Annotated in this window: 8 protein-coding genes; 1 reads left to right on the forward strand and 7 read right to left on the reverse strand. The window is 67.9% G+C overall.

All coding sequences use genetic code 11. The annotated features are described in order from the left end of the window. Window positions 1–107: 107 nt before the first annotated feature. Genes QMX81_RS15285 through QMX81_RS15295 form a run of 3 tightly spaced genes read right to left on the reverse strand, consistent with a single transcriptional unit; the run spans window position 108 to window position 18,226 of the window. Window positions 108–3,788 (reverse strand): TonB-dependent receptor, encoded by a 3,681-nt coding sequence (locus tag QMX81_RS15285; protein ID WP_282262714.1) that lies wholly within the window; start codon window positions 3,786–3,788, stop codon window positions 108–110. A gap of 1 nt (window position 3,789) precedes the next feature. Then, entirely contained in the window at window positions 3,790–16,152 is a 12,363-nt protein-coding gene (locus QMX81_RS15290; protein ID WP_282262716.1) for an Ig-like domain-containing protein, read from the reverse strand. 46 nt (window positions 16,153–16,198) lie between these two features. Continuing rightward, window positions 16,199–18,226, reverse strand: a complete 2,028-nt coding sequence (locus tag QMX81_RS15295) for a hypothetical protein (RefSeq protein WP_282262718.1) — start codon at window positions 18,224–18,226, stop codon at window positions 16,199–16,201. Window positions 18,227–18,694: 468 nt separating this feature from the next. Here QMX81_RS15295 and QMX81_RS15300 point away from each other — a divergent pair, with 468 nt between their 5' ends. Next, entirely contained in the window at window positions 18,695–19,054 is a 360-nt protein-coding gene (locus QMX81_RS15300) for a helix-turn-helix transcriptional regulator (protein ID WP_121040399.1), read from the forward strand. A 17-nt stretch (window positions 19,055–19,071) separates the two neighbouring features. Here QMX81_RS15300 and ung read toward each other — a convergent pair whose 3' ends face one another. From ung to ftsE, 4 genes are read right to left on the reverse strand one after another with little or no spacing between them, the layout of a single operon-like run. Then, window positions 19,072–19,791: a uracil-DNA glycosylase gene (gene ung / locus QMX81_RS15305; RefSeq protein WP_282262721.1), complete on the reverse strand. Its 720-nt coding sequence runs from the start codon at window positions 19,789–19,791 to the stop codon at window positions 19,072–19,074. Beyond that, on the reverse strand, window positions 19,788–20,630 hold the full coding sequence (locus QMX81_RS15310; RefSeq protein WP_121040403.1) for a response regulator: 843 nt from the start codon (window positions 20,628–20,630) through the stop codon (window positions 19,788–19,790). Before QMX81_RS15310 ends, ung begins: the two co-directional genes overlap by 4 nt. A gap of 7 nt (window positions 20,631–20,637) precedes the next feature. Beyond that, window positions 20,638–21,588 (reverse strand): permease-like cell division protein FtsX, encoded by a 951-nt coding sequence (gene ftsX, locus QMX81_RS15315; protein ID WP_121040405.1) that lies wholly within the window; start codon window positions 21,586–21,588, stop codon window positions 20,638–20,640. Then, window positions 21,585–22,271 carry a cell division ATP-binding protein FtsE gene (gene ftsE / locus QMX81_RS15320; protein WP_121040406.1) on the reverse strand — a complete coding sequence of 229 codons (687 nt, stop codon included), beginning with the start codon at window positions 22,269–22,271 and terminating at the stop codon, window positions 21,585–21,587. The genes ftsX and ftsE overlap by 4 nt, the downstream gene beginning before the upstream one ends. Between the last annotated feature and the right edge of the window lie 129 nt (window positions 22,272–22,400).

Below are 22,400 nucleotides of genomic sequence, written 5' to 3' on the forward strand. Positions count from 1 at the left end.
AGCCAGGCATGGCCTGGCCCTACCCCTGCCCCCACCGGAGCCGACCGCCAACACCGCGATCCCCGGTAGTGCCACGCCATGCGTGGCAGGCCCGAACCCACCGACGCCTAGTAATACCCTGCCATGTTCAAGAAAAACCCCTTCTGGTCGTACTTCAGCTCGGTCATGTCATCGCTGAATTCGGTGAAGTTGTAGCCCACCCCGACCTTGAAGTTCTCCCCCACCCGGCGGTCCACGCCCACCAGCCAACCTTTGCGCACGCCGCCGTCGCGCACTTTCAACCACCGGTGCTCGGCCAGGCCCTCCCACTGCGCGAACAGGCGATAGCGCAGCTGCAAGGCAGCGAAGTCGGCACGGCTGTCCAACCAGGCCCCCTCACCGCGCCCGGCGCGGTAGTCACCCCAGCGCGAAGCCAGCTTGCCGGCCACTTCCCAGCGCGCGCCCAGCTGGCGGATCCCTTCGAGCGAAAGGATCTGCGACCGCTGGTCGTACAGGTTGCCGCCCTCCTGCCCGAGCGAGGCCACGTCGTAGAGATAGGTGAACTTGCCGAAGCCGGCCCAGCGCGTGTTGTCGTGCGGGCGCCAGGCGAAGCCCATGTTGGTCTCCACCAGCTTGGCATCGGCCAGGCGGTCAATGCGGTCTTCGGTATCGGCGTAGTTGGCGCGCAACGCGAAACGCCAGTCTTCGTTGAGCTTGTACAGCAGGCGGTTGGTGGTCACCCACTGCTCGCGCTGTTCGGCGCCACTGTCGCGGCGGTACTCCAGCTTGCTGTTCCACTGCGCCACCGCATCGGTGCGGCCGCCACTGACGCTGTAGGCGCGGCGATCGACACGGCCCACGGTGGAGTCCAGTTCGCCGTCCATGATCGTGAAGCCCAGGTTCCAGCCCTGCGCGGGATAGAAATCCATGCCGAAGGTATGCACGATGCCCGCGCTGTCCTGGCGACGATCCTTCAGATACTGGCTCTCGTTGTAGACGTTGACCTGGTTGCTCAGCCGCCAGCGCTGGCCCAGCGTCCAGCCACTCTGCAGGCCGGTATCGAACAGCGGGTCGGTGCCGGTGCGGTCGGTGCTGTAGCTGTAACTGCCGTAGAGGCTGTGATCCGGTGCCATGCGGTACTCACCGTCGACCTTGGCACCATGACCGCGGCTGCCACCACTCACTTCCGCACCGACACTGCTGCGATCGCCGAACAGGTACCGCGCGCCGAGGGTCAGCAGGTCATTTTTCTCGTAGGCACCGCCATCATCGTCCAGCGTGACCTGGCCGGTGCCGTACACCTCCCAGGAAGCGCCGAAGCGCTGGCGGTAGCCGATCGCAGCGAGCAGCGCATCCACGCTCTGCAGTTCCTGCTCCTCGCGCACGCGGCGCAGTTCACCGGTCAGCTGGCCGTCGTTGCCCAGCCGCCATTCGGCGGTCAGCTGGCTCTGCTCCAGGGCAAGTTCGCCCTGTTCGGTGCGGGTGTGTCGGCCATACAGACTGAAATCGTCGTTGAGATAGCCAAGGAACTCCGCACCGTATTCCTGGATCGGCAGGCCGGTGTCCTGGCGCGCGACCGAGAAGCCGGCGTCCACGTCGCGCCACCATGCGCCCAGGCTCCAGTCCTGCGTCGTCCAGCCCAGCTCACGCAGGTTGGCACGCGCTTCCACGGCGCTGGCGGTGCCCGAGCGCCGGCCTTCGTACGGGTTGCGGCGGATGAAACTCAGGCCGCCGTTGTCCGAATAGAACACCGGGGCGGCGGTGGCTTCGGTGCGGGTCTGTTCCATCTTCAGATAGGTGCCACGCCCGGCCTGCAACGTGAGGTCAGCGCCTTTCAGGCTGTAGTTCTCGCCGCTGCGGTTCTCGTCGATCCAGGTGCCGCCGATCGCCACGTGGTCGCCAATCCACTGCCGGCCACGCGCGCCGTAAGTCACGTCATTGCTGCTGAAACCCAGCGGCACGTATTCGTAGTCCACCAGCAGCAGTTGGTCGTAGCCATCGAGCGGCATGTCGCGGGTGATGCTGCGCACGTTCTCGCGGGTCAGCTGCGCCAGCGGACGGGTCAGGATCAAACGGCCCTGAAGATTGTCGATTTCGTAGTCCACGCCTTCCTGCAGCGTGGCGCGCGTTTCGGTGCGGCCGGTGGTGCGATCGCGCACTTCCAGCACCACCTGCTCCGAACCGGGCAACACGTCGGTATGGCGCAGGTAATACAGGCTGCCGCCGGTGCCGAGGAATTCACTGTGGCCCGGCGCGGACTGCGCCTCGGAGCCGAACACCTTCACCTGCGAACGCGCCTCGCCCAGCGGCGTGGCCTCCAGCGAGCGCCAGTTCAACGCACCGCCGTAAAGCGAGCGCACGTACTGGCCGTACTCGGTGCCGGTGATGCCGGTGGCGTAGTTGCCCCACACGGCCTGGCTCTGGTCCCAGTCCACGCGCAGGTACAACCGCCCCTGCGTATCCACGTCGCGATACGTGGTGGAGTCATCGCCATACACCGGGTAATACAGATCCGGATCCAGGCGGCGGAACACGTCCTGTGCGTCGGCCTGGGTGAAATCGCGGAACAGATACTTCAGCTCACGGTCCTGCGTGTCGGCCTGAGCAGTGACCAGGTATTTGCCGCGTAGCTTGCCCTTCAGATAGAACGCCAGCCGGCCTTCGCTGAGGAAACTGTCATCGTCACGATCATCGGCGGCGAGCGGCTGCAGATTGCCGCTGGCGCTGTTCTTGGAGACGGTGACATCGGCGATGGCGACCAGGAACAGGTAGCGGCCGGTGACATCCACCTCCAGCTGACGCTGGGCGGAGGGCGCATCGCGCGATTCGACACTGACGTCGTAACGATGCTCGCCCACCGGCTCGAGGAACTCGGCGGCGAACTTCTGCTCCAGATCGACCGGGAAATCCTGGCCGTTGATGCGCACGCGGCTGTTGGGTTCCAGATTGCGGCCATACAGGCGCACGCGCGACCCGTGGATGGGGATGTTCTGCAGGCGGAGCATGCTCTGCCCATAGATGCTGTTGCTGAGCTGCAGGTCCTGCGCGCTGTCGCCATCCAACGCCTGGCCAAGTGTCTTCTGCACGCTCTCGCGGGTAATCTGCAGGCCACGGTCGAAATCGGCCGGGGTCACCAGTTGGATGCGCTGGAGGCGGGTTTCATCGAACGCACCGCCGGCGCCGTAGGCGCGCGCCACGTAGATCAGCTCATCGCCGGTACGCAGCTTGATCTGCGGCGGCAACTCACCACTCCACTCCGCGTCGCCGACATAGTCGGCCGGCAGCTCGATGCGGGCCAGCGGCGTGACCAGATCCGTGTCGGTGCCGCGATACAGCGTCACCTCCAGTTTTTGGATGAACGAGGCGTAGTTGTTGTAGCTGTGGAAGCGCAGCGGGCGGATCACCCGGCCGTTCTCGAACGGCACCGTGGCGGCCGCCTGCACGCTCAGGCTGGGCGGCACCATGGTCGGGTCTTCGGTGGCCCACACCACGCCGCCGTTGGGCAGCTCGGCCATGAACTGGCCCCCACGCGCGGCGACATCCGGGGTGACTGCCGGCGATGCGGGCACCGCACCGGCCGTGGGAAGATCCGCGCGGCCGGGTAGCGGCAGCGCCGGCTCGCTGTCATCGAGGATGCGCAGCAGCAGCCCGTCATCGTTGCGGCAGCTGTCGGCCTCGCAGCGGATCGGCGTGGGGGACGGCGCCGGTGTGACCGGCTGGGCGGCGGCCGGCAGTGCCAGCAGCAGCGCGCTGGCCAGGCCGACGATGAGGCGGCGGGAGATCAGGCTGGGAATGAGGGTCATATCCATGTCAGCGCCCCTCCCCGATCGTGCGACCGGGACTGTCAGGCTCGGGGGGATCGTCGAGACGCAGGCGATGCAGTACGCGTCCGTCGGTGCCCAGCACTTCGATCGTGGTTGCCGCGGCAACCGGGCCCGGCAGCTGTGTGCGTAGTGCCTCACGCAGCACCTGTGCACGCTGCAGGGCGAGCGGCACCTGCCCGGCGGCAGCGCTGAGCTGCAGGCGCCCGCCACCGCGCGATATCAGTGCTTGGGCGGCCGTTGTGATCACCGGCGCGCGGTCGGCGTCCAGCCGTGCCGTGCCGGGGGCGAACAACGCCTCGCCGAGTTCGATCCGCGCGGGGCGCGATGCCGGGGCGGCCGGCGGCGCGGTCGGATTCGATGCGGTTGTGCTCAGTGCACCTTCGGGCATGCGCACGCCGAAGTCGAAGCGCACCGGCAGCCCGGGCGTGATGCGGCGGACCAACGGATTGGGCGTCGTGAAACGCGCACCGGCGGGCAGCGTGGAGGGATCCACCTTGAGGATGAAGTTGCGCCCGCGCGCCTCGCCACCGGGGATCCCGACCAGGTGGTAGCGGCCGAAGGCGTCGGTTTCCATCAACAGGCCTTCCACCGCTGCGATGCGCACGCCGGGAATGCCACGCTCGGCGTCATCCTGGATGCCGTTGTCGTTGCGGTCGTCGAACACGCTGCCCACGATCAGGCTTTCATCGAGCAGCGGATCGGTGGTGATCTCCACCTCGGCCGAGGCGACATTGCCGATCGTGCGGTTCTCGCCGTCGATGGCGGTGATGCGGTTGGTATGCACGCCGGTGCCGGTGCCCGCACCGACACGCAGGTAGTACACCACCGTCGCCCGCTCACCCGCCGCCACATCGATGCCATCGATGCGCAGCGGCTGCACGCCACTCGTGCGTGCATCGTTGTCGGCATCGATCACCGCGAAGCCACCGCGCACGAAGGTGAAGCCCGGCGGCAGCGTATCCAGCAGCGTGGCGCCGTTGGCATCCACCTCGCCGACGTTGTCGATGGTGACGGTGTAGCGCACCAGGTCACCGATCTGCGCACTGCGTTTGCCGGCCACCTTGGTCAGGCGCAGCACGGCCTGCTGGCCGGCCACCGTCACCGCGACATTGGCCTCGGCACACAACGGGGCCGGGATGGACACGTCGCACACCCGGTAGCGGAAGCTGTCGGTGCCCGCAAAGTTCGCCGCCGGCGTGTAGGTGCACAGGCCGTTGCCGCATTGCGCGGTACCGTGCGCCGGTGCCACCGCGACCTGCAGGGAGGCCGGATCCAGCGGCGCGGTGCGGGCGCTGTCATTGGCCAGTACATCGATCACCTGCGGCCCGGCGGTTTCGGCGGTCATGGCATCGTCGGCCAAGGTGAGTACGTTCGGGTCCACCATGACCGTGACCGTCGCACCCGCGCACATCGCCGGATCGGCCACGTCGCAGACCTGATAGTCGAAGCTCTGCTCACCGGAGAAGTTGGTCAGCGCGGCAAAACGGATACGCGCACGCGGCAGCACCGTGGCGGTGCCATACGGTGGCGGCGCCGTGATGGTGACGCTGACCGTGTCCGGATCGATCGGCGTGCCGTTGACCCGGTCATTGCCAAGCACGTCGATCTCGATCACCCCGTCCTGCGGAATCTCCACGCGATCATCCGTGGCATCCACGCCGGGTTCGCCCGCGATGACGGTCACGGTCACGTTGCCGGTGTCGCAGACGGTGGGCTGGTTGAGCAGGCAGATCGTGTAGGTCGTGCTGTAGCTGCCGGGGGCCTGCCCGGCGGCAGCATCCACCCAGCCATCGGCGCTGAAGCGCAGTGCGTTGGTGGCCACCGGCGCGAAACTCACCTGGGTGGGATCCAGCGATGCGGTGTTGAACGTGTCATTGGTGAACACGTTGAGCAGGCGCACGCTGCCGGTCGGACCGACCGGGCCGCCGCTGTCGTCCACCGCCAGCAGAGCACCGATGGGGCCTTGTATCCGCACGGTGGCGATCGCGGTGGTGCAGTTGGTCGGCACGCCGTTCTCGCACAACTGATAGGCCAGCTGCACCTGGCCGGGCTGCACGCCCGCCGCGACCATGATCTGGCCCTGGTTGTTCATCGAGTAACCGGGCGTGCTGCCGGTCAGGCTGGCCACCACGCTGCCGACCGGCGGCGGGGAGACGTTGTTGATGCTGTCGTTCTCCAGCACCGAGCGGGCGATGGTGCCGCCCACGGCCGGGTCCACCGGGGTGCCGGTGAAGTCATCATTGACCGCCAGCACCACGTTGACCGAACCGGACAGGGTGAGCGTCACGGTGGCATCGCCACACTGCGCGCCGTACGGCGCGGGCAGGCAGACGCGGTAGGTGAAGCTCTGTGGACCGGTGACGCCTGCCGGCGCGGTGTAGGTGAACGTGCCATCGGCGTTGAACACCAGGCCCGGCAGGGCACCGCTGGTCAGGGTATAGACCGCACCAGGCGCGACGTTGTCATTGAGGCTGACATTGCCCGAGAGCGGCACACCGGCAGGCACGGTGAAGCTGTCGTTCTGCGGGACCGGTGTAACGGCCACGATGACGGTAGCGGTCGTGCAGTTCGTCGGCGCGGCGGCCTCGCAGATCTGGTAGGTGATCGTGCTGGCCCCGGAGAGGGCGCCAACGGCCACCGCGATCGTGCCATCCGGATTGATGCTGAAGCCGGCCGGTGCACCGATCAGGCTTAGCTGCACCGCGCTGCCCGGCGGTGGGCTGACACCGTTGAGCTGATCGTTGTCGAGCACGCTGAGCGATGACGAGCTACCCGGGACAACATTGGTGAGCACGTCATCACCGGCCACCAAGGTGCCGTTGTTGATGTTGATGGTGACCGAGGCGATGCCGCAGAGCGTGGCATCCGGCGCGGGCAGGCAGGTCTGGTAGATGAAGCTGACCGGACTGGGCGTGCCTGCCGGCGGCGTATAGGTGAAGCCACCATTGCTGGCCAGGGTCAGGCCCGGCAGCGGCGTGCCCTGCACGGTGTAGAGCGCACCGGGGGGCATGGCGTCGTTGCTGGCCACGCTGTTGCTGAGGGTCTGCCCGACCTGCACCGAGAACACGTCGTTCTGCGGGGCGGGACTGACGACCACAGTGACGCTGGCGGTATCGCAGTTGCCCGGCGCGGCGGCTTCGCAGATCTGGTAGGTGATCGTCGTGGCCCCGGAGGTCGCGCCACTGGCCACCGTGATCGTGCCGGCGGATGTGATGCTGAAACCGGCCGGTGCGCCGACCAGGCTCAGCAGTACATCCGCCGCGGCCGGCGGCGAGACGCCATTGAGGCTGTCGTTGGCCAGCACGCTGCCACTGGAGGTGGTGCCGGGTGCCACGCCGGTGAGCGTGTCATCGCCAGCCACCAGCAGGCCGTTGTTGATGTTGATGGTAAGGATCGCGCCGCCGCACAGGCTGCCGTTCGGCGCCGGCAGGCACACCTGGTAGGCGACGCTGACCGGGCCGGTGACACCCGCGGCCGGGGTATAGGTAAACGTGCCGTCGGTGTTGAAGACCAGGCCGGCCGGCGCAGTGCCCTGCAGGGTGAACACCGCACCCGGCGGCGTGGTGTCGTTGGCGGCGACCGTGTTGCTCAGCGTCTGTCCGGCCTGCACCGCGAAGGCATCGTTCTGCGGTGCCGGAGTGACGACCACGGTGACGCTGGCGGTATCGCAGTTGGCCGGCGCCGCCGCTTCGCAGATCTGGTAGGTGATCGTGGTCGAACCGGACACCACCCCGGTGCCCACGCTGATCGTGCCGTCCGGCGAGAGGGTGAAGCCACCCGGCGCGCCGACCAGGCTCAGCACCACGTCGGCGGCCGCCGGCGGCGAGACGCCGTTGAGGCTGTCGTTGGCGAGCACGCTGCCGCCCGTGGTCGCACCGGGCAGCACGCCGGTGAGCGTGTCATCGCCGGCGGTGAGCGTGCCGTTGTTGACGTTGAGTGTGACCGTGGCCGTGCCGCACAGGCTGTTGTTCGGTGCTGGCAGGCACGCGCGGTAAACGAATGTCACCGGGCTGGGCGTGCCGATCGGCGGCGTATAGGTGAAGCTGCCATCGGTGTTGAACGCAAGCCCGGCGGGCGGCGTGCCCTGGATCGCCAAGGTGGACCCCGGCGGCAAGCTGTCATTGGTCGCCACACTGTTGCCCAGACTCTGCCCAGCCTGCACCGAGAAGGCATCGTTCTGCGGCGTGGGAGTGATGATCACCGTCACCGTGGCCGTGGCGCAGTTGCCTGGCGCGGCGGCCTCACAGATCTGGTAGGTGAGCGTGGTCGCGCCTGCCATCGTGCCGGTGGCGACGCTGATGGTGCCGCTGGGCGTGATCGCGAAGCCGGCGGGCGCGCCCACCAGGCTCAGCACTACGCTGGCCGCGGCCGGCGGCGAGACGCCGTTGAGGCTGTCATTGGCCAACACGCTGGCCGCCGAGGTGGTGCCGGGGGCGATGCCACTGAAGGTGTCATCGCCGGCCAGCAGCGAACCGGTGGTGATGTTGAGGGTGACCGTGGCTGTGCCGCACAGGGTCGTGTTCGGCGCCGGCAGGCAGGCCTGGTAGGTGAAGGTCACCGGCCCGGTGGTGCCACCCGGTGGGGTATAGGTGAACGAGCCATCGGCATTGAAGGTCAGGCCGGCCGGCGGCGTGCCCTGCAGCGCCCAGGTCGCGCCGGATGGCAGGTTGTCATTGCTGGCCACGCTGTTGCCCAGCGTCTGCCCCAGCTGCACGCTGAAGGCGTCGTTCTGCGGCAGCGGCGTCACCACCACGGTGACGCTGGCGGTATCGCAGTTGCTCGATGCAGCGGCTTCGCAGATCTGATAGGTGAGCGTGGTCGGGCCGGCGGTCACCCCGCCACCGACGCTGATCGTGCCGTCCGGGTTGATCGTGAAGCCGGCCGGTGCACCGACCAGGCTCAGCAGCACATCGGCGGGCGCCGGCGGCGAGACACCGTTGAGGCTGTCGTTGGCCAGCACGCTGCCGGCCGTGGTCGCGCCCGGCAGCACACCGGCAAGCGTGTCATCGGCGGCGACCAGGGTGCCAGTGTTGATGTTGAGCGTGGCCGTGGCGGTCGCGCACAGTGCCGCATTCGGTGCCGGCAGGCAGGTCTGGTAGGTGAACGTGACCGGACCGGTGGTGCCGAGCGGCGGGGTATAGCTGAACGTACCATCGGCATTGAACGCGAGGCCCGCCGGAGGCGTACCCTGCACGGCCCAGCTCGCGCCCGTCGGCATGCCATCGTTCGCCGCCACGTTGCCGTTGCTGATCGTGCCACCGGCCTGCACCGCGTAGGCATCGTTCTGCGGTGCCGGACGGATCACCAGCGCAACGGTGGCGGTATCGCAATTGGACGGCGCGGCGGTTTCGCAGATCTGATAGGTCAGCGTGGTCGCGCCGGCGACGACGCCGATCGGCACGTTGATCGTGCCATCAGCGGCAATGCTGTAGCCGGCCGGCGCGCCGACCAGGCTCAGCTGCACGCTGGCCGGGGCTGGCGGGCTGACGCCGTTTAGCGCATCGTTGCCGAGCACACTGGGTGTGGCGCTGCCGGGCGCGATGTCGACAAAGCTGTCGTCGGCCGCCGCCAGCGTGCCCAGGTTGACGTTGAGCGTGACCGTCGCCGTGCCGCAGACACCGGCATTGGGGGCCGGCAGGCAGGTTTGATACGTAACGGTCACCGCACCGGTGGTGCCCACCGGCGGCGTGTAGCTGAAGGTGCCGTCGCCATTGAACACCAGCCCGTTCGGCGGCGTGCCCTGCACGGCCCAGCTGGAGCCGGCCGGCATGCTGTCGTTGCCGGCAACGCTGCCGTTGACGAGCGTGCCGCCGGCAGGCACGGAGAAGGCATCGTTCTGCGGGGCCGGCGTGATCACGATGCGGATCGCGGCGGTGGCGCAGTTGGTCGGCGAAGCCGTCTCGCATAGCTGATAGGTCAGTGCGGTGGCCCCGGCGGTAACGCCGGCGGGAATCTGCACGGTGCCATCGTTGTTGATGACGAAGCCGGCCGGTGCACCGAGCAGCAGCAGCTGCACCGTCGTCGCAGCCGGCGGACTCACGCCATTGAGCGAATCGTTGCTCAACACGCTCGGCGTGGCCGCCCCCCCGGTGACCGGCGCGGCGAAGATATCGTCGTTGGCGACAACGGCGTTGACGGCGATGGTCAAGGTGGCCGTGGCGGTGCTGCAGATGGCGGCATCCGGTGCAGGCAGGCAGGCCTGGTAGGCGAACGTGACCGGGCCGACGGTACCGGCCGGCGGCGTATAGGTGAAGCTGCCGTTGCTGTTGAACACCAGGCCCTGGGGCGGCGCGGCCACGCTCCACGTCGAGCCGGCCGGCATGTTGTCGTTGCCCGACACGTTGCCGCTGTTGGGCTGACCGGCCTGCACGGCGATCGCATCATCGACGGGTGCCGGACGCACCACCAGGGCGATGCTCGCGGTGGCGCAGTTGTTCGCCGCGGCGATTTCGCAGACCTGGTAGCTCAGCGTGATCGCGCCGGTAGGCGCGTTGCCCGCGACCGAGACCGTGCCGTTGGGGTTGATCGTGAATCCGGCCGGCGCGCCGACCAGGCTCAGCGAGACGCTGGAGGCCGGTGCCGGGCTGACGCCGTTGAGCGCATCGTTGTTCAACACACTGGGCGTTGCACCGCCTGGCGCGATCGCACCGAAGCTGTCGTCGCTCGCGACCAGCGCGCCGTTGTTGATGTTGAGCGTGACCGTGGCGGTGCCGCAGATGGCCGTGTCCGGTGCGGGCAGGCAGGCCTGGTAGGTGAAACCGGTGGGGCTGGTGGTGCCGGCCGGCGGCGTGTAGCTGAAGCTGCCGTCGACATTGAAGGTCACACCGGCCGGCAGTGCGCCCGGCACACTGTAGAGCGACCCGATGGGCATGTTGTCGTTGCCCGACACCGTGTCGTTGATCGTCTGGCCCGCCTGCACGGCGAATGCATCGTTGACCGGCGCAGGCGCCACCACCAGCGCGATACTGGCGGTGGCACAGTTGGACGACGCAGCGGCTTCGCAGATCTGGTACGTGAGCGTGGTGGCGCCGGCGGCGGTCCCGGCAGTGACCGTGACCGCGCCATCGGTGGCGATGGCGAAACCGGTCGGCGCACCGATCAGCGACAGCACCACCTCGGCCGGCAGCGGCGTGGCCGAGTTGAGCGTGTCGTTGGCCAGCACCGACGGCGAGGCGGCACCGGGCGCGAGCGGGGTGGCAAACGTGTCGTCCAACGCTACCAGCGTGCCGCTGTTGACGTTGAGGGTGACGCTGGCCGTCGCGCAGACGCCTGCATCCGGTGCCGGCAGACAGACCCGGTAGGCAAACGGGATTGCGCCGCTGAAGCCGACCGGGGGCGTATAGCTGAAGGTGCCGTCGGCCGCGAGCACGAGGCCATCCGGCGGGATGTTGAGCACGGTGAACTGGGCACCCACCGGCGCGTTATCGTTGCTGGCCACCGAGCCGTTCAGCACCCGGCCCGAGGGCGTGGACAACGCATCGTCCACGGCGGACGGCGCGACCACCACGCGTGCGGTGGCGGTCGCGCAGTTGGATGGCGCCGCCGCTTCACAGAGCTGGTAGGTCAGGTTCTTCACCCCTGCAGGCGTGCCCGGCGCCACCGTCACCGCGCCCTCGGCGGTGATGGCCACGCCGGCCGGCGCGCCCTGCAACGACAGCAGCACATCGGCTACCGCCGGCGGCGTGCTGCCATTGAGCGCATCGTTGGCCAGCACCGAGGTAGTGCTGCCGCCGGTGACCGGGTTGATCGGCGTGGTGCTGAAGTCATCCGGATTGGCAGCGAGCGTACCTGCGCTGACCGTGATGGTGGCGCTGGCGTTCGCGCACAACGCAGCGTTCGGTGCTGGCAGGCAGACCTGGTAGGCGAATGTGACCGGGCCCGTAGTGCCGACCGGTGGGGTGTAGGTGAAGCTGCCACTGCCGCTGAACACCAGGCCGGCCGGCGCGGTGCCGGTGACGGTGAACTGCGCGCCCGCCGACACGTTGTCGTTGTCACCCACGTTGCCGTTGAGCGCCTGCCCGGCCGCCGTGGAGAACGTGTCATTGGTGGCCGACGGGGTTACCACCAGGCGGATGGTCGCGCTGGCGCAGTTGCCGGGCAGCACCGCCTCGCACACTTGGTAGGTCAGTACCGTGGCGCCGCCCGTGGCGCCCACGGGCACCTGCAGCAGGCCGTCTGCATCGAGCGTGTAACCGGCCGGCGCGCCGATCAGGCTGAGCAGTACGCTGCCCGCCGCCGGCGGCGTAGTGCCATTGAGGCTGTCGTTGAGCAGCACGCTGGTCGCGCTGCCACTGCCGGGTGCCAGCGGGGTGGCGCTGAAGTCGTCGTCCAACGCCACCAGGGTGCCGGCGTTGACGTTGATCGTGGCACTGGCGCTGCTGCACTGCGTGCTCTCCGGTGCCGGCAGGCAGACCGTGTAGGTGAACGCGACCGGCCCGGTGACGCCGGCCGGCGGGGTGTAGAGGAAGCTGCCGTCCGTCCCGAACTGCAGTCCGGCCGGCGCCGCTGCGGTCAGCGTGAACACCGCGCCGGCCGGCGCGTTGTCGTTGCTGCCGACGGCGCCTGCCAGCAACTGTCCCACCGGGGTGGAGAAGATGTCGGCGGCGGCGAGCGGCGACACCACCAGGCTTATCTGCGCCGAGTCGCAGTTGCTCGGCAGCGCCGCTTCACACAGCTGATAGGTGAGCGTCACCGCACCAGCCGGCACGCCGCTGCCGATCGTCAGTGTGCCGTCGGCCAACAGCGTGTAACCCGCCGGCGCACCGACCAGGCTGAGCAGCACATCGGCCGACGCCGGCGGTACCGCACCGTTGAGGCCGTCATTGCCCAGCACCGATCCGGTACTGCCACCGGTGACGGGATTGATCGGCGTTGCGCGGAAATCATCGTCGTTGGCGACCAGGGTGCCGGCATTGACGTTGATCGTCGCAGTCCCACCCGAGCAGACCGCGGTGTCCGGCGCCGGCAGGCACGCCTGGTAGGCGAACGTCACCGCGCCCTGGGTTGCCACCGGCGGGATGTAAGTGAAGCTGCCGTCGGGGTTGAACACCAGCCCTGCCGGCGCCGTGCCGCTGAGGCTGAAGCCCGCGTTCGCCGGGACGTTGTCATTACCGGCCACGCTTGCACTCAGCGCCACGCCGACCTGTGTACTGAAGGTGTCGTTGACCGCCACCGGAGCCAGCAGCAACTGCACCGACGCGGTAGCGCAGTTGGCGGGCAATGCCGCTTCGCACAGCTGGTAGGTGAAGGTCACCGCACCGGCCGCTGCGCCGCCGGGAACCGACACTGTGCCGTTGCTGTTGATCACGTAGCCGGCTGGTGCACCGATCAGGCTCAGGATCACCTGCCCCGGCGCCGGCGGGATCGCGCCGTTGATGGTGTCGTTGCCGAGCACGCTGTTGGTGGTGCCGCCGGTGGCGGGAGTGAGGATCGCGCTGCGGAAATCATCGTCGTTGGCGACCAGGGTGCCGGCATTGACGTTGAGGGTGACCGTGGCGGTATCGCAGACGGCGGCCAACGGCGCGGCCAGGCAGGCCTGGTAGGTGAAGGTGGAGGTGCCGGTGTACTGCGCCGGCGGGGTGTAGGTGAAGCTGCCATCGGCGTTGAACACCAGCCCGGCAGGTGTCGCGCCGGTCACCGCATAGGTGGTGCCGACAGCGACGTTGTCGTTCACTGCCACGTTGCCGCTGACCGGCGTGGCCACCTGCGTGGTGTAGGCATCGGCCACCGCATCCGGAGCGATCACCACCGCGACGCTGGCGGTGGCGCAGTTGCTGGTTCCCGCCTGGCACAGCTGGTAGGTGAGGCTGACCGCCCCGGCCGGCGCGCCAGCGGGCACCTGCAGCTGGCCATTGGGCTCGAGCGTGTAGCCCGCCGGCGGTGCGTTGATCAGCGACAGCGTGGTCTGCGCCGGCAGGATGGGCGCGCCGTTGACAGTGTCGTTGTCCAGTACGCTGGCGGTCAGCCCGCCGGCACTGGTCAGGGGCGTGCCGGTGAAGTCATCGTTGCCGGCCGCGATGGCGGCCGCGCCAACGTTGAGGGTCACGTTGGCTGCATCGCACACGCCCGCATTCGGTGCCGGCAGGCACGCTTGATAACGGAAGGTATCCGGCCCGGTAAAGGCAGACTGCGAGGTGTAGCTGAAACTGCCGTCGGCAGTGAGCACTACCGTGCCGTGCGCGGCCACCGCAAGCAGGCTGAACTGGGCGCCAGTCGGCACGTTGTCATTGCCCGCGACACTGCCTGCCAGGGCAATACCTGCGACGGCCACGAAAGCATCGTCCACCGCATCGGGCGCGACCACCAGCTGCACGTTGGCAGTGGCACAGTTGGTCGGCGCGGCCAGTTCGCAGAGCTGGTAACTGAAGCTCACCTCGCCGGCCGCAGCACCCACCGGAACCAACACCTGTCCTGCCGCGTTGACGGCGTAGTTGGCCGGCGCGCCGGTAAGGGCCAGGGTGACCGCGGCGGGCAGGACCGCCGCACCGTTGAGGGTGTCGTTACCGAGCAGGCTGATCGTGGTGGTGGTGCCCGGCTGCAGCGGCGTGGTGAACACGTCGTTGACCGCGGCGATCTGGTTGGCCTGCACGTTCACGCTGACCGTGGCGGTATCGCAGACGGTCGCGTTCGGCGCCGGCAGGCAGACCTGGTAGGTGAAGGAATCCGGCCCGGTGTTGGCGTTGATGGGCGTGTAGCTGAAGGTGCCATCGGCGTTGACCACTGCGGTGCCACGGGTGGGCGCGGTGCCCAGCGTGTAGGCCGAACCGCTGGCGATGTTGTCGTTGCCGGCCAGACTGCCGGTGGCCGGTTGTCCGCCACCGGGTGTGGTCACCGTGTCGTTGACTGCGTCGGGGCTGATCACCAGGTTGGCGGTGGCCGTTGCACAGTTGGCCGGCAGCGCGTTTTCGCAGAAGCGGTAGGTCAGGGCCAGGGGACCGGCTGCCGCAGTGGCAGGCACCTGGATGGCGCCGTTGCCGGTGATGGCAAACCCGGCCGGCGCACCGACCAGCGTCATCGTCACCTGGGCCTGCGGCACCGCGCCGCCGTTGAAGGTGTCATTGGTCAGCACGCTCGGGGTGAGCCCGCCCGCACCGGACGGCAGGGGCGTGGTGAAGGTGTCGTCAGCGGCCACCAGGGCATTGGCATTGACCACGATCGAGGCGGTCGCGGTGGCGCACACGCCGCCATCCGGTGCCGGCAGGCAGAGCTGGTACTGGAACGAGGTCGCCGCGGCGATGCCACCGGCGGGCGCATAGACGAAGCTGCCCTCCGCGTTGAGGGTGAGCCCGGTCGGCGGCGTGCCGACTGCGCTGAAGGTTGCGCCGGCAGGTGCGTTGTCGTTGCTGGCCACGGAGCCGCTGAGCGACGCTGCGCCACCGGTGGCGTTGAAGCTGTCGTTCACCGCGGTCGGACCGATGATCACGCTGGCTGTGGCGGTGGCGCAGTTGGTCGGCGAGGTGTTTTCGCAGATCTGGTAGGTCAGTGTGGTCGCCCCGGCGGCCGCACCCGCGGGCACGGTGATCCCGCCTGCGCTGTTGATGGTGAAGCCGGCAGGTGCGTTCTGCAGCGCGATGATCAGATCGGCTCCATTCACCGGCGCGCCGTTGAGCGTGTCGTTGCCGAGCACGGTGGGCGTGCTGCCGCCCGTGGTCGAGGAGATCGGCGCAGTGAAGGCATCGTTGTTGGCGACCAGCGCGTTGGCCTGTACCGGCACGGCCGGCGTGGTGGCGCTGTTGTCGCCCGGCGTCGGATCGGTGGTACCGGTGGGCAGTACCAGCGACACGCTGTTGGCCGGCACCGTGGCCGGTGTGCTGGTGGGTGCGGTGCCATTGACCAGCAGCACGACGCTGTCGCCGACCGCGACATTGACCTGCACGTTGATCGCGTTGCCACTGCCATTGCCCTGTGCACACGAGGAGGCGGCGGTGGTGGCCTGGCAGGTCCAGCTGACATTGGTGAGCAGCGCGGAGACGGTGTCGACCACGCCCACGCCCGAAGCCGCCGACGGGCCGGCGTTGTTGACCTGGATGCGGTACTGCACCGCCCCCCCGGCGGCGACCGGGGTGGCACTGAGCAGGGTCTTGGTGACACTCAGCTGGGCCTGCAGCGCCAGTGTGTTGCTGTCGGTCGCACTGTTGTTGCCCAATGCGGGATCGGCCACGTCGGTCGGTGCGGTGACGGTGGCGGTATTGTTGAGCGGGTTGGGATAGCTCTGCGCCAGCAGCGGCGGCGGCAGCAGCAACGCGAGCAGGGCCACCGCGCATGCGATGCGGGCCGAGGCCATCCCTGCCCTGCGGTGTTTGCCGGTTGCTGCCATGCGCTCGTCCTCGAAGCCAGTGGTCCCATCCATCCCCTGCGCGGGTCAGCCCGCGCTACCCGCCGTACTGCACCGGGCGCTAGTACGCGCCCGGGTTGCTGCTGAAACTGACCGGTACGCTGATCGTGGCCTGCCCGCCGTTGATCAGGTTCACCCCGACATTCACCGCGTTGGCGCCCACCGCGCCGCCACTGGCCGCTGCGCAGGTGCTGCCACTGGTGGCGCTGCAGGTCCAGGCGCCACGCAGCGTGGTGCCGCCGGGCAGGCTGTCGGTGACCACGGCGTTGGTGACGGCATCCGGGCCGTCGTTGCGCACCAGCAAGGTGTAGGTGGCGGTGCCGCCCGGTGTGTAGCTGCCGCTGCCGTCGGTCTTGGTGATCGACAGATCCGCCTGGCGCGTTCGATTGGTGATCCGGCAGACCAGTGTCACCGCGGTGGCGGTCATCGCTGGCGCCTGCAGCGTGAAACTGCCGCCGCTGCCCGAGGACACCACGGTGTTGTTCTGGTCCGTGCACTGCCAGGTGCTGGCATAGCGGGTCAGCGTGGTGCCGGCTGCGGCGGCTTCGGCCAGGGCGTAGCTACCGCCGGGGACAGTGATCACCGCCGCGGTGGCACCGTTGTTGCCGACATTGCTGGCCGAACCGACGGTGCTGCCGTTGTAGGTGATGGACAGATTGAACCGCCCGCTATCGCTGGTCGGCTGCAGGTCCTTGACCAGCTGCACTGTCGCCGCGCACGCCTGGGTAATGCCTTCCACGGTGAAGACCGCTTGGCCGATGCGGATGCCGAGCAGGCCCAGCAGGTTGTCGACCACCCCGCCGAGCACGGCGGTCAGTACCGGCGTGACCAGCGCATTGACCTGCGTGCGGATCGGGGTGAGCAGCACGTTGACGATGCCGTTGACGAGGTCCGCCACCGGCAGCGGCAACGCGATGCCACCCAGCAGTGTCACCGTGGGATTGCCGCTGGTGACCTGGATGCTGAGTGAATTGACCAGGGTGGAGACCATGGTCGCCGCACTGACCGTGCCGGCATTCAACGTGCGTGTCTGCGGATACGGGCCGGTGAAGCTGGCGCTCTGCAGCCCGGGGGTGGCAGTGGCGAAACTGCGGATGCTGACCGTCAGCGGGACGGTGATGTCAGCGATCGGCGTGAGCAGCCCCAACACGTTGGCCGACACCCGCACCCGCACGCTGAGCGAGGTCAGCGTGGCCGCACTCAGCGCTGTGTCGGTCAGCACTGTGCTGCGGTTGAAGAACGTCGCATCGCTGATCTGTCCGACATACAGGTTCACCAGGCCCGGCCGCGCCTGCAGCGTGACCGCGTTGCCGACCAGGTTGATCGCCGAGATCGACCCTTCCGCGCGCGCGACATCGGCGTAGACCTGCAGATGCAGGACATCGGCAGTGACGCTGGTGTTGGACAGGCTGACGCCCAGCAGATTCAGCCCATTGAGCGCTGCCGAGAGCGTGCCGGTGTTCAACCCCTGTACCAGATCCAGATCCAGCTTGATGCGGATCGCCGCGCTGTGGAAGGCAGCCCCTGCGGCACCGCAGGTGTAGACCGGCGGTTCCACCGCCTGCAGCCACAGGCGCACATTGGCGACGCCATTGAGGCCGAGCGCAGCGGTGTTGACCGTGATCGGGGCAGGTGTGGTGAGGACGTTGCGGAAGTTGTAAAGCTGCACGCCGCCAGTGAGCAGGTCCAGCACGTTGAGCCGCACGGTCGCCAGCGAGCCGGTCGGGAGCGCGATCTGCAGGATGTCCGCCAGGCGGATGCTGCCGCTCGTGCCCGCCACGCCGAGCGGCAACGCGTTGAGCACGTTGGCGGCCGCGGTCTGCCCGTCGGCCTGCAACACCTGCACCATTGCCGCACGCAGTTGCCCCAGGGTGATGTTGGCGTTGAGCACTTGGCTGGGGTCACTGACCACCACGCCGCCGTTGAGCTGGGTCAGCAGCGCGTTGAGATTGATGTTGGCGCCGGCCAGGTTGTTCCAGTCGGCCACGCTGAGATTCAGCGTGGTGCCAGGCAGCAGTGCGCCGAACAGCAGATTGAGGATGGGGCTCTGCGTGGAATCAATCGAGGCCAGGCGGGGCCCGGCGCTCACGCACGCACCGGCCGTGCAGGCCGATTGCGCACTGGCAGAAGAAATACCCGCACTTAATGCGATCAACATCACAAATAACAGCGAAAACGCCCTCAAGCTGAATCGCCGTAACGCTGACTTCACACCAGTAACTCTATCCATCGGCCATCCCCTGCGTCCTGGCCGAAGCGGTCTTTCACGGGCCGGTGGGTACCGACCATGATCGACAGGGCATCGGCCTGCTTCCGATGTTTTGGATGTCCCGGCGCATCATGGCCGGCTTGAGGGATTAACTACGTGCACGGATGAAAATCGTCAAACCGGCCACATCGTGCACAGGGGGAAGTTTCACTGTCGCCCGTCGGATTATCGGTGGAGCGATTGCAGCGACAAGGCCGGCAAGCGGTTCTGTACAGGCGGAGAAAAGAATCACTGCCCGGTAAGTATCGATAACCATCCACTGTTCAAGGAACGAGAGAGGGGAAGGCCATGTTGGCGATGTCGGATCGGATTCGCGCAGCACGCACCAGCGCAGGGATGTCACAAACGCAGTTGGCAGTGGAAACCGGGGTCAAGCGCAGTGCCGTAGCGCAGTGGGAACGCCGTGGAGGTACCCACCCGAGCGTGTCGCATCTGGCACATATCGCCATCTGTACGCGAGTGCGATTCGAATGGTTGGCCACAGGCCGCGGCGTGTGCAAAGCCAGCGGGGAGGAACTGACGGTGACCGCGCCCGCACAGGATTACGTGCGCGATGATCTGGAGGGCAACGTTCTGTCGCTGCTGCGGCGCCTGCCACCGCGCAAGCGGCAGGTGGCGCAATCCATCATCGAGATGCTCGCCGTCTAGATGACGACCGCCAGTGATTACGCCGCCGGCTCCAGCGCGGCACGCGGCGGCAGCGACCAGTCGATGCGATCGTGGCCGCGGCGCTGCAGGTACTCGTTGGCCATCGAGAAATGGCGGCAGCCGAGGAAGCCGCGATGCGCCGACAGCGGCGAAGGATGCGGCGCCTTGAGCACGCGGTGCCGGCCGGTATCGATGACCTTGCCCTTCTGCTGGGCGTAGCTGCCCCATAGGAGAAACACCAGGCCTTCGCGCTCGCGGTTGAGGGTGTCCACCACGTAATCGGTGAAGCCCTCCCAGCCGCGCCGTTGATGCGAGCCGGCGTTGCCCGCTTCCACGCTCAGCACCGCATTGAGCAGCAGCACCCCGCGGTGCGCCCACGGCAACAGGCAGCCATGGTCCGGGCGCGGAATGCCCAGATCGGCCTCGATCTCTTTGTAGATGTTCAGCAGCGATGGCGGCACCGGTACGCCCGGCATGACCGAGAAACTCAGGCCATGGGCCTGGCCATACCCGTGATACGGATCCTGGCCGAGAATGACCACCTTGACCTGATCGAAGGGCGTGGCGTCGAACGCGGCGAAGATCTGCGGGCCGGGGGGAAACACCTGGGCACCGGCGGCCTTGCGCTGGCGCAGGAACGCGGACAGTTCCCGCATCTCCGGGCGCAGCAGGTAATCACCGATACGCGTCTTCCAGCTCGCTTCGAGCTGGATGCTGGGCACTACATCGTCATTCATCGCACGACAGGCTTTTCGTTGAGGCGGGACAGGCGCAGCTGGAACAGCACCTTGGTGATGAGCAGACGCTCTTCGATCGGCTTCTGCACCAGATCGTTGGCACCGGCCTGGAGCAGGCCGGACTGGTTGTGCGGGTTGCCGTCGCCGGTCATGACCAGCACCGGCAGGCGGCGCTTGCCATAGCCGAAGTCCACGCGCACGCGCTGCACCACATCGCGGCCACTGAGCTCGCCCTTGAGCGTGACATCGGTAAGCACCAGATCGATGCGGTGGCTGCTGCGGCCTAGCGACTCGGCGGTGAGCAGCGCGAACGCATCTTCGGCCGTCAACACGTGCAGCACGTTCAAGCCCTGCCGTTCGAGCATGCGCTTGGTCGCCTCGGCGACGACGCGGCTGTCTTCGACATACAGGATCGTCGCGCCCGGAATGGTCTCTGGCTGCACATAGCCACGGATGAAGGTGGCCAAGGCTTCGTGACCGAGCGCCTTGTCGAAATAATCGGTGACGTACTCGGTGAAGCGGCGCTGCTCCAGATGCTGCTGCGCATCGCCGGAGACCACGATCACCGGCACGTAGGCTTGGCCGGCCGCGTCGCGCACGATGCGCGCCAGGTCGAGCCCGTCGCCATCGCTCAGGGTGAGCGAGGTGGTGACCAGGCTGACCGGTCCGGCATCCAGCGCCGCACGCGCCTCGGCGATGCTCGCGCAGCCCACCACGTCCACTGCCGGCAGTTCGCGTTGCAGCACATCGGCAATCAGCTTGCGGACCAGCTTGGAGCCGTCGACGACCATCACGCGCGGTGCGTCGTCGGCGAGGTGCTTGAGGGCTTGCGGACGCATGCGGGCCTCAGGTTTCGGTCGGGCGGGTCTGGCGCAGGAAATGCCCCGTCACCAGCCAGGCGCCCAGCCAGCCCAGCACCACGGTGCCGAGCAGCACGAACGAGGAATGCAGCAGGTCCAGCCCGTGCAGCACGAACGGGCTGCCGTAACTCTGCGAGAGCGCGGCCAACGGCGGGCGCAGCGCCAGCCCGGCCGCACCGATCAGCGCCAGCGCGACGGCACCGGCCCCCAGGCCGTACCACGCGCCCAGATACAGGAACGGGCGGCGGATGAAGCCATCGCTGGCGCCAAGCAGCTGCAGCACGCCGATCTCATCGCGGCGGGCCTGGATGTCCAGGCGCACCGTGTTGCCGACCACCAGCGCGGCACCGAGGCCGAGCAGCACCGACAGCACCTGCACCAGGCGCGTACCGAAGCCCAGCCAGCCATCCAGGCGTTTGCGCCACAGCGCATCATGCTGGACCAGATCGGCCTGCGGCAGGCCTTCCAGCGACTGCGCCAGGCGCGCGTCGTCGGCACCCTCGCCCGGGGTGACGATCAACAGGGTCGGCAGTGGATTGTCATGCAGCGCATCGATCGCTTCACCCAGCCCGGCACTTTCGCGCAGTTCGGCCAAGCCCTGCTCCGGGGTCTGCACGGTGACGTTGGCCACATCGGCGCGGCCGCGCAGGGTCTCGGCGACCTGGCGGGCCGCATCGGTACCGGCATCGGTTTTGAGGAACAGGTTGATGTCGCGCGACTGCTGCACGCTGCCGGCGAAGTGCTTGAGGTTGTCCAGCGCGATCGACAGGCCCAGCGGCAGGGCCAGCGCGAGCGCCATCACCATCACGGTGAGCAGGGTCGCCCACGGCTTGCGCCACGCACGGCCGAGGCTGAAGACCACGCTGTGGCCGTGATGGTGCAGCCACACGCCCAAGCGCGACGGCGCGGCGGTTTCTTTGGTCACCGGAGTAGTCATTCGGCCAGGTCCTGCGGCGAGATGTCATCGACCAGGCGGCCGTGATCCAGGATCAGCACGCGCTTGCGCATGCGCCGCAGCAGGGCCAGATCGTGGCTGACCACCAGCACGCTGGTACCGCGATCGGGCAGTTCGGCAAACAACGCCATGATTTCCGCCGCCAACGTGGGATCGAGATTGCCGGTGGGCTCATCGGCGACCAGCAGCGTGGGCTCGCCGACGATCGCACGGGCGATGCCGACGCGCTGCTGTTCACCGGCCGACAGCTGCGAGGGCAGGGCTTTTTCGCGGTGGCCCAGGCCCATGCGTTCGAGTACCGAACGCACGCGCTTGCCGATCTCGTTGCGGCGGGTGCCGCGCAGGATCAACGGCAGGGCGACGTTCTCGGCGATGCTGCGGTCCATCAGCAGGCGATGGTCCTGGTACACCGCACCGACCTCGCGCCGATGCCGCGGAATACTCCCGCCGCGCACCTTCAGCAGGTTGCGCTCATTGAAGATCACCGCGCCGCGGCTGGGCCGCTCGTCGAGATGGATCAACTTGAGCAGGGTGCTCTTGCCCGCACCGGAATGGCCGGTGACGAACAGCATTTCCCCGGGGGCGACATCGAAGCTGACGTCCACCAGTGCCTGGTGGCCGCCGGCATATTGTTTGCTGACATTGTCAAAACGCAGGACGCTCATTGCCTGATTATGCAGGACGAGGGTGGCGCGTAGGTAACGGCAACCTGATGGGGCGCTGATCGGTAGTGCCGGCCGCTGGCCGGCTCCCCGTACTGCCTGCACCGTGCAGCGCCGGCCAGCGGCCGGCAC

The sequence above is a fragment of the Stenotrophomonas sp. PS02301 genome, assembly GCF_029959485.1.
GTDB classification, from domain to species: domain Bacteria; phylum Pseudomonadota; class Gammaproteobacteria; order Xanthomonadales; family Xanthomonadaceae; genus Stenotrophomonas; species Stenotrophomonas maltophilia_Z.

What these genes read in the sequence shown, in the direction of transcription:
- QMX81_RS15285 (WP_282262714.1), bottom strand. Translation starts at nt 3,788, where the DNA reads ATGGATATGACCCTCATTCCCAGCCTGATCTCCCGCCGCCTCATCGTC.
- QMX81_RS15290 (WP_282262716.1), bottom strand. Translation starts at nt 16,152, where the DNA reads ATGGATGGGACCACTGGCTTCGAGGACGAGCGCATGGCAGCAACCGGC.
- QMX81_RS15300 (WP_121040399.1), top strand. Translation starts at nt 18,695, where the DNA reads ATGTTGGCGATGTCGGATCGGATTCGCGCAGCACGCACCAGCGCAGGG.
- ung (WP_282262721.1), bottom strand. Translation starts at nt 19,791, where the DNA reads ATGAATGACGATGTAGTGCCCAGCATCCAGCTCGAAGCGAGCTGGAAG.
- QMX81_RS15310 (WP_121040403.1), bottom strand. Translation starts at nt 20,630, where the DNA reads ATGCGTCCGCAAGCCCTCAAGCACCTCGCCGACGACGCACCGCGCGTG.
- ftsX (WP_121040405.1), bottom strand. Translation starts at nt 21,588, where the DNA reads ATGACTACTCCGGTGACCAAAGAAACCGCCGCGCCGTCGCGCTTGGGC.
- ftsE (WP_121040406.1), bottom strand. Translation starts at nt 22,271, where the DNA reads ATGAGCGTCCTGCGTTTTGACAATGTCAGCAAACAATATGCCGGCGGC.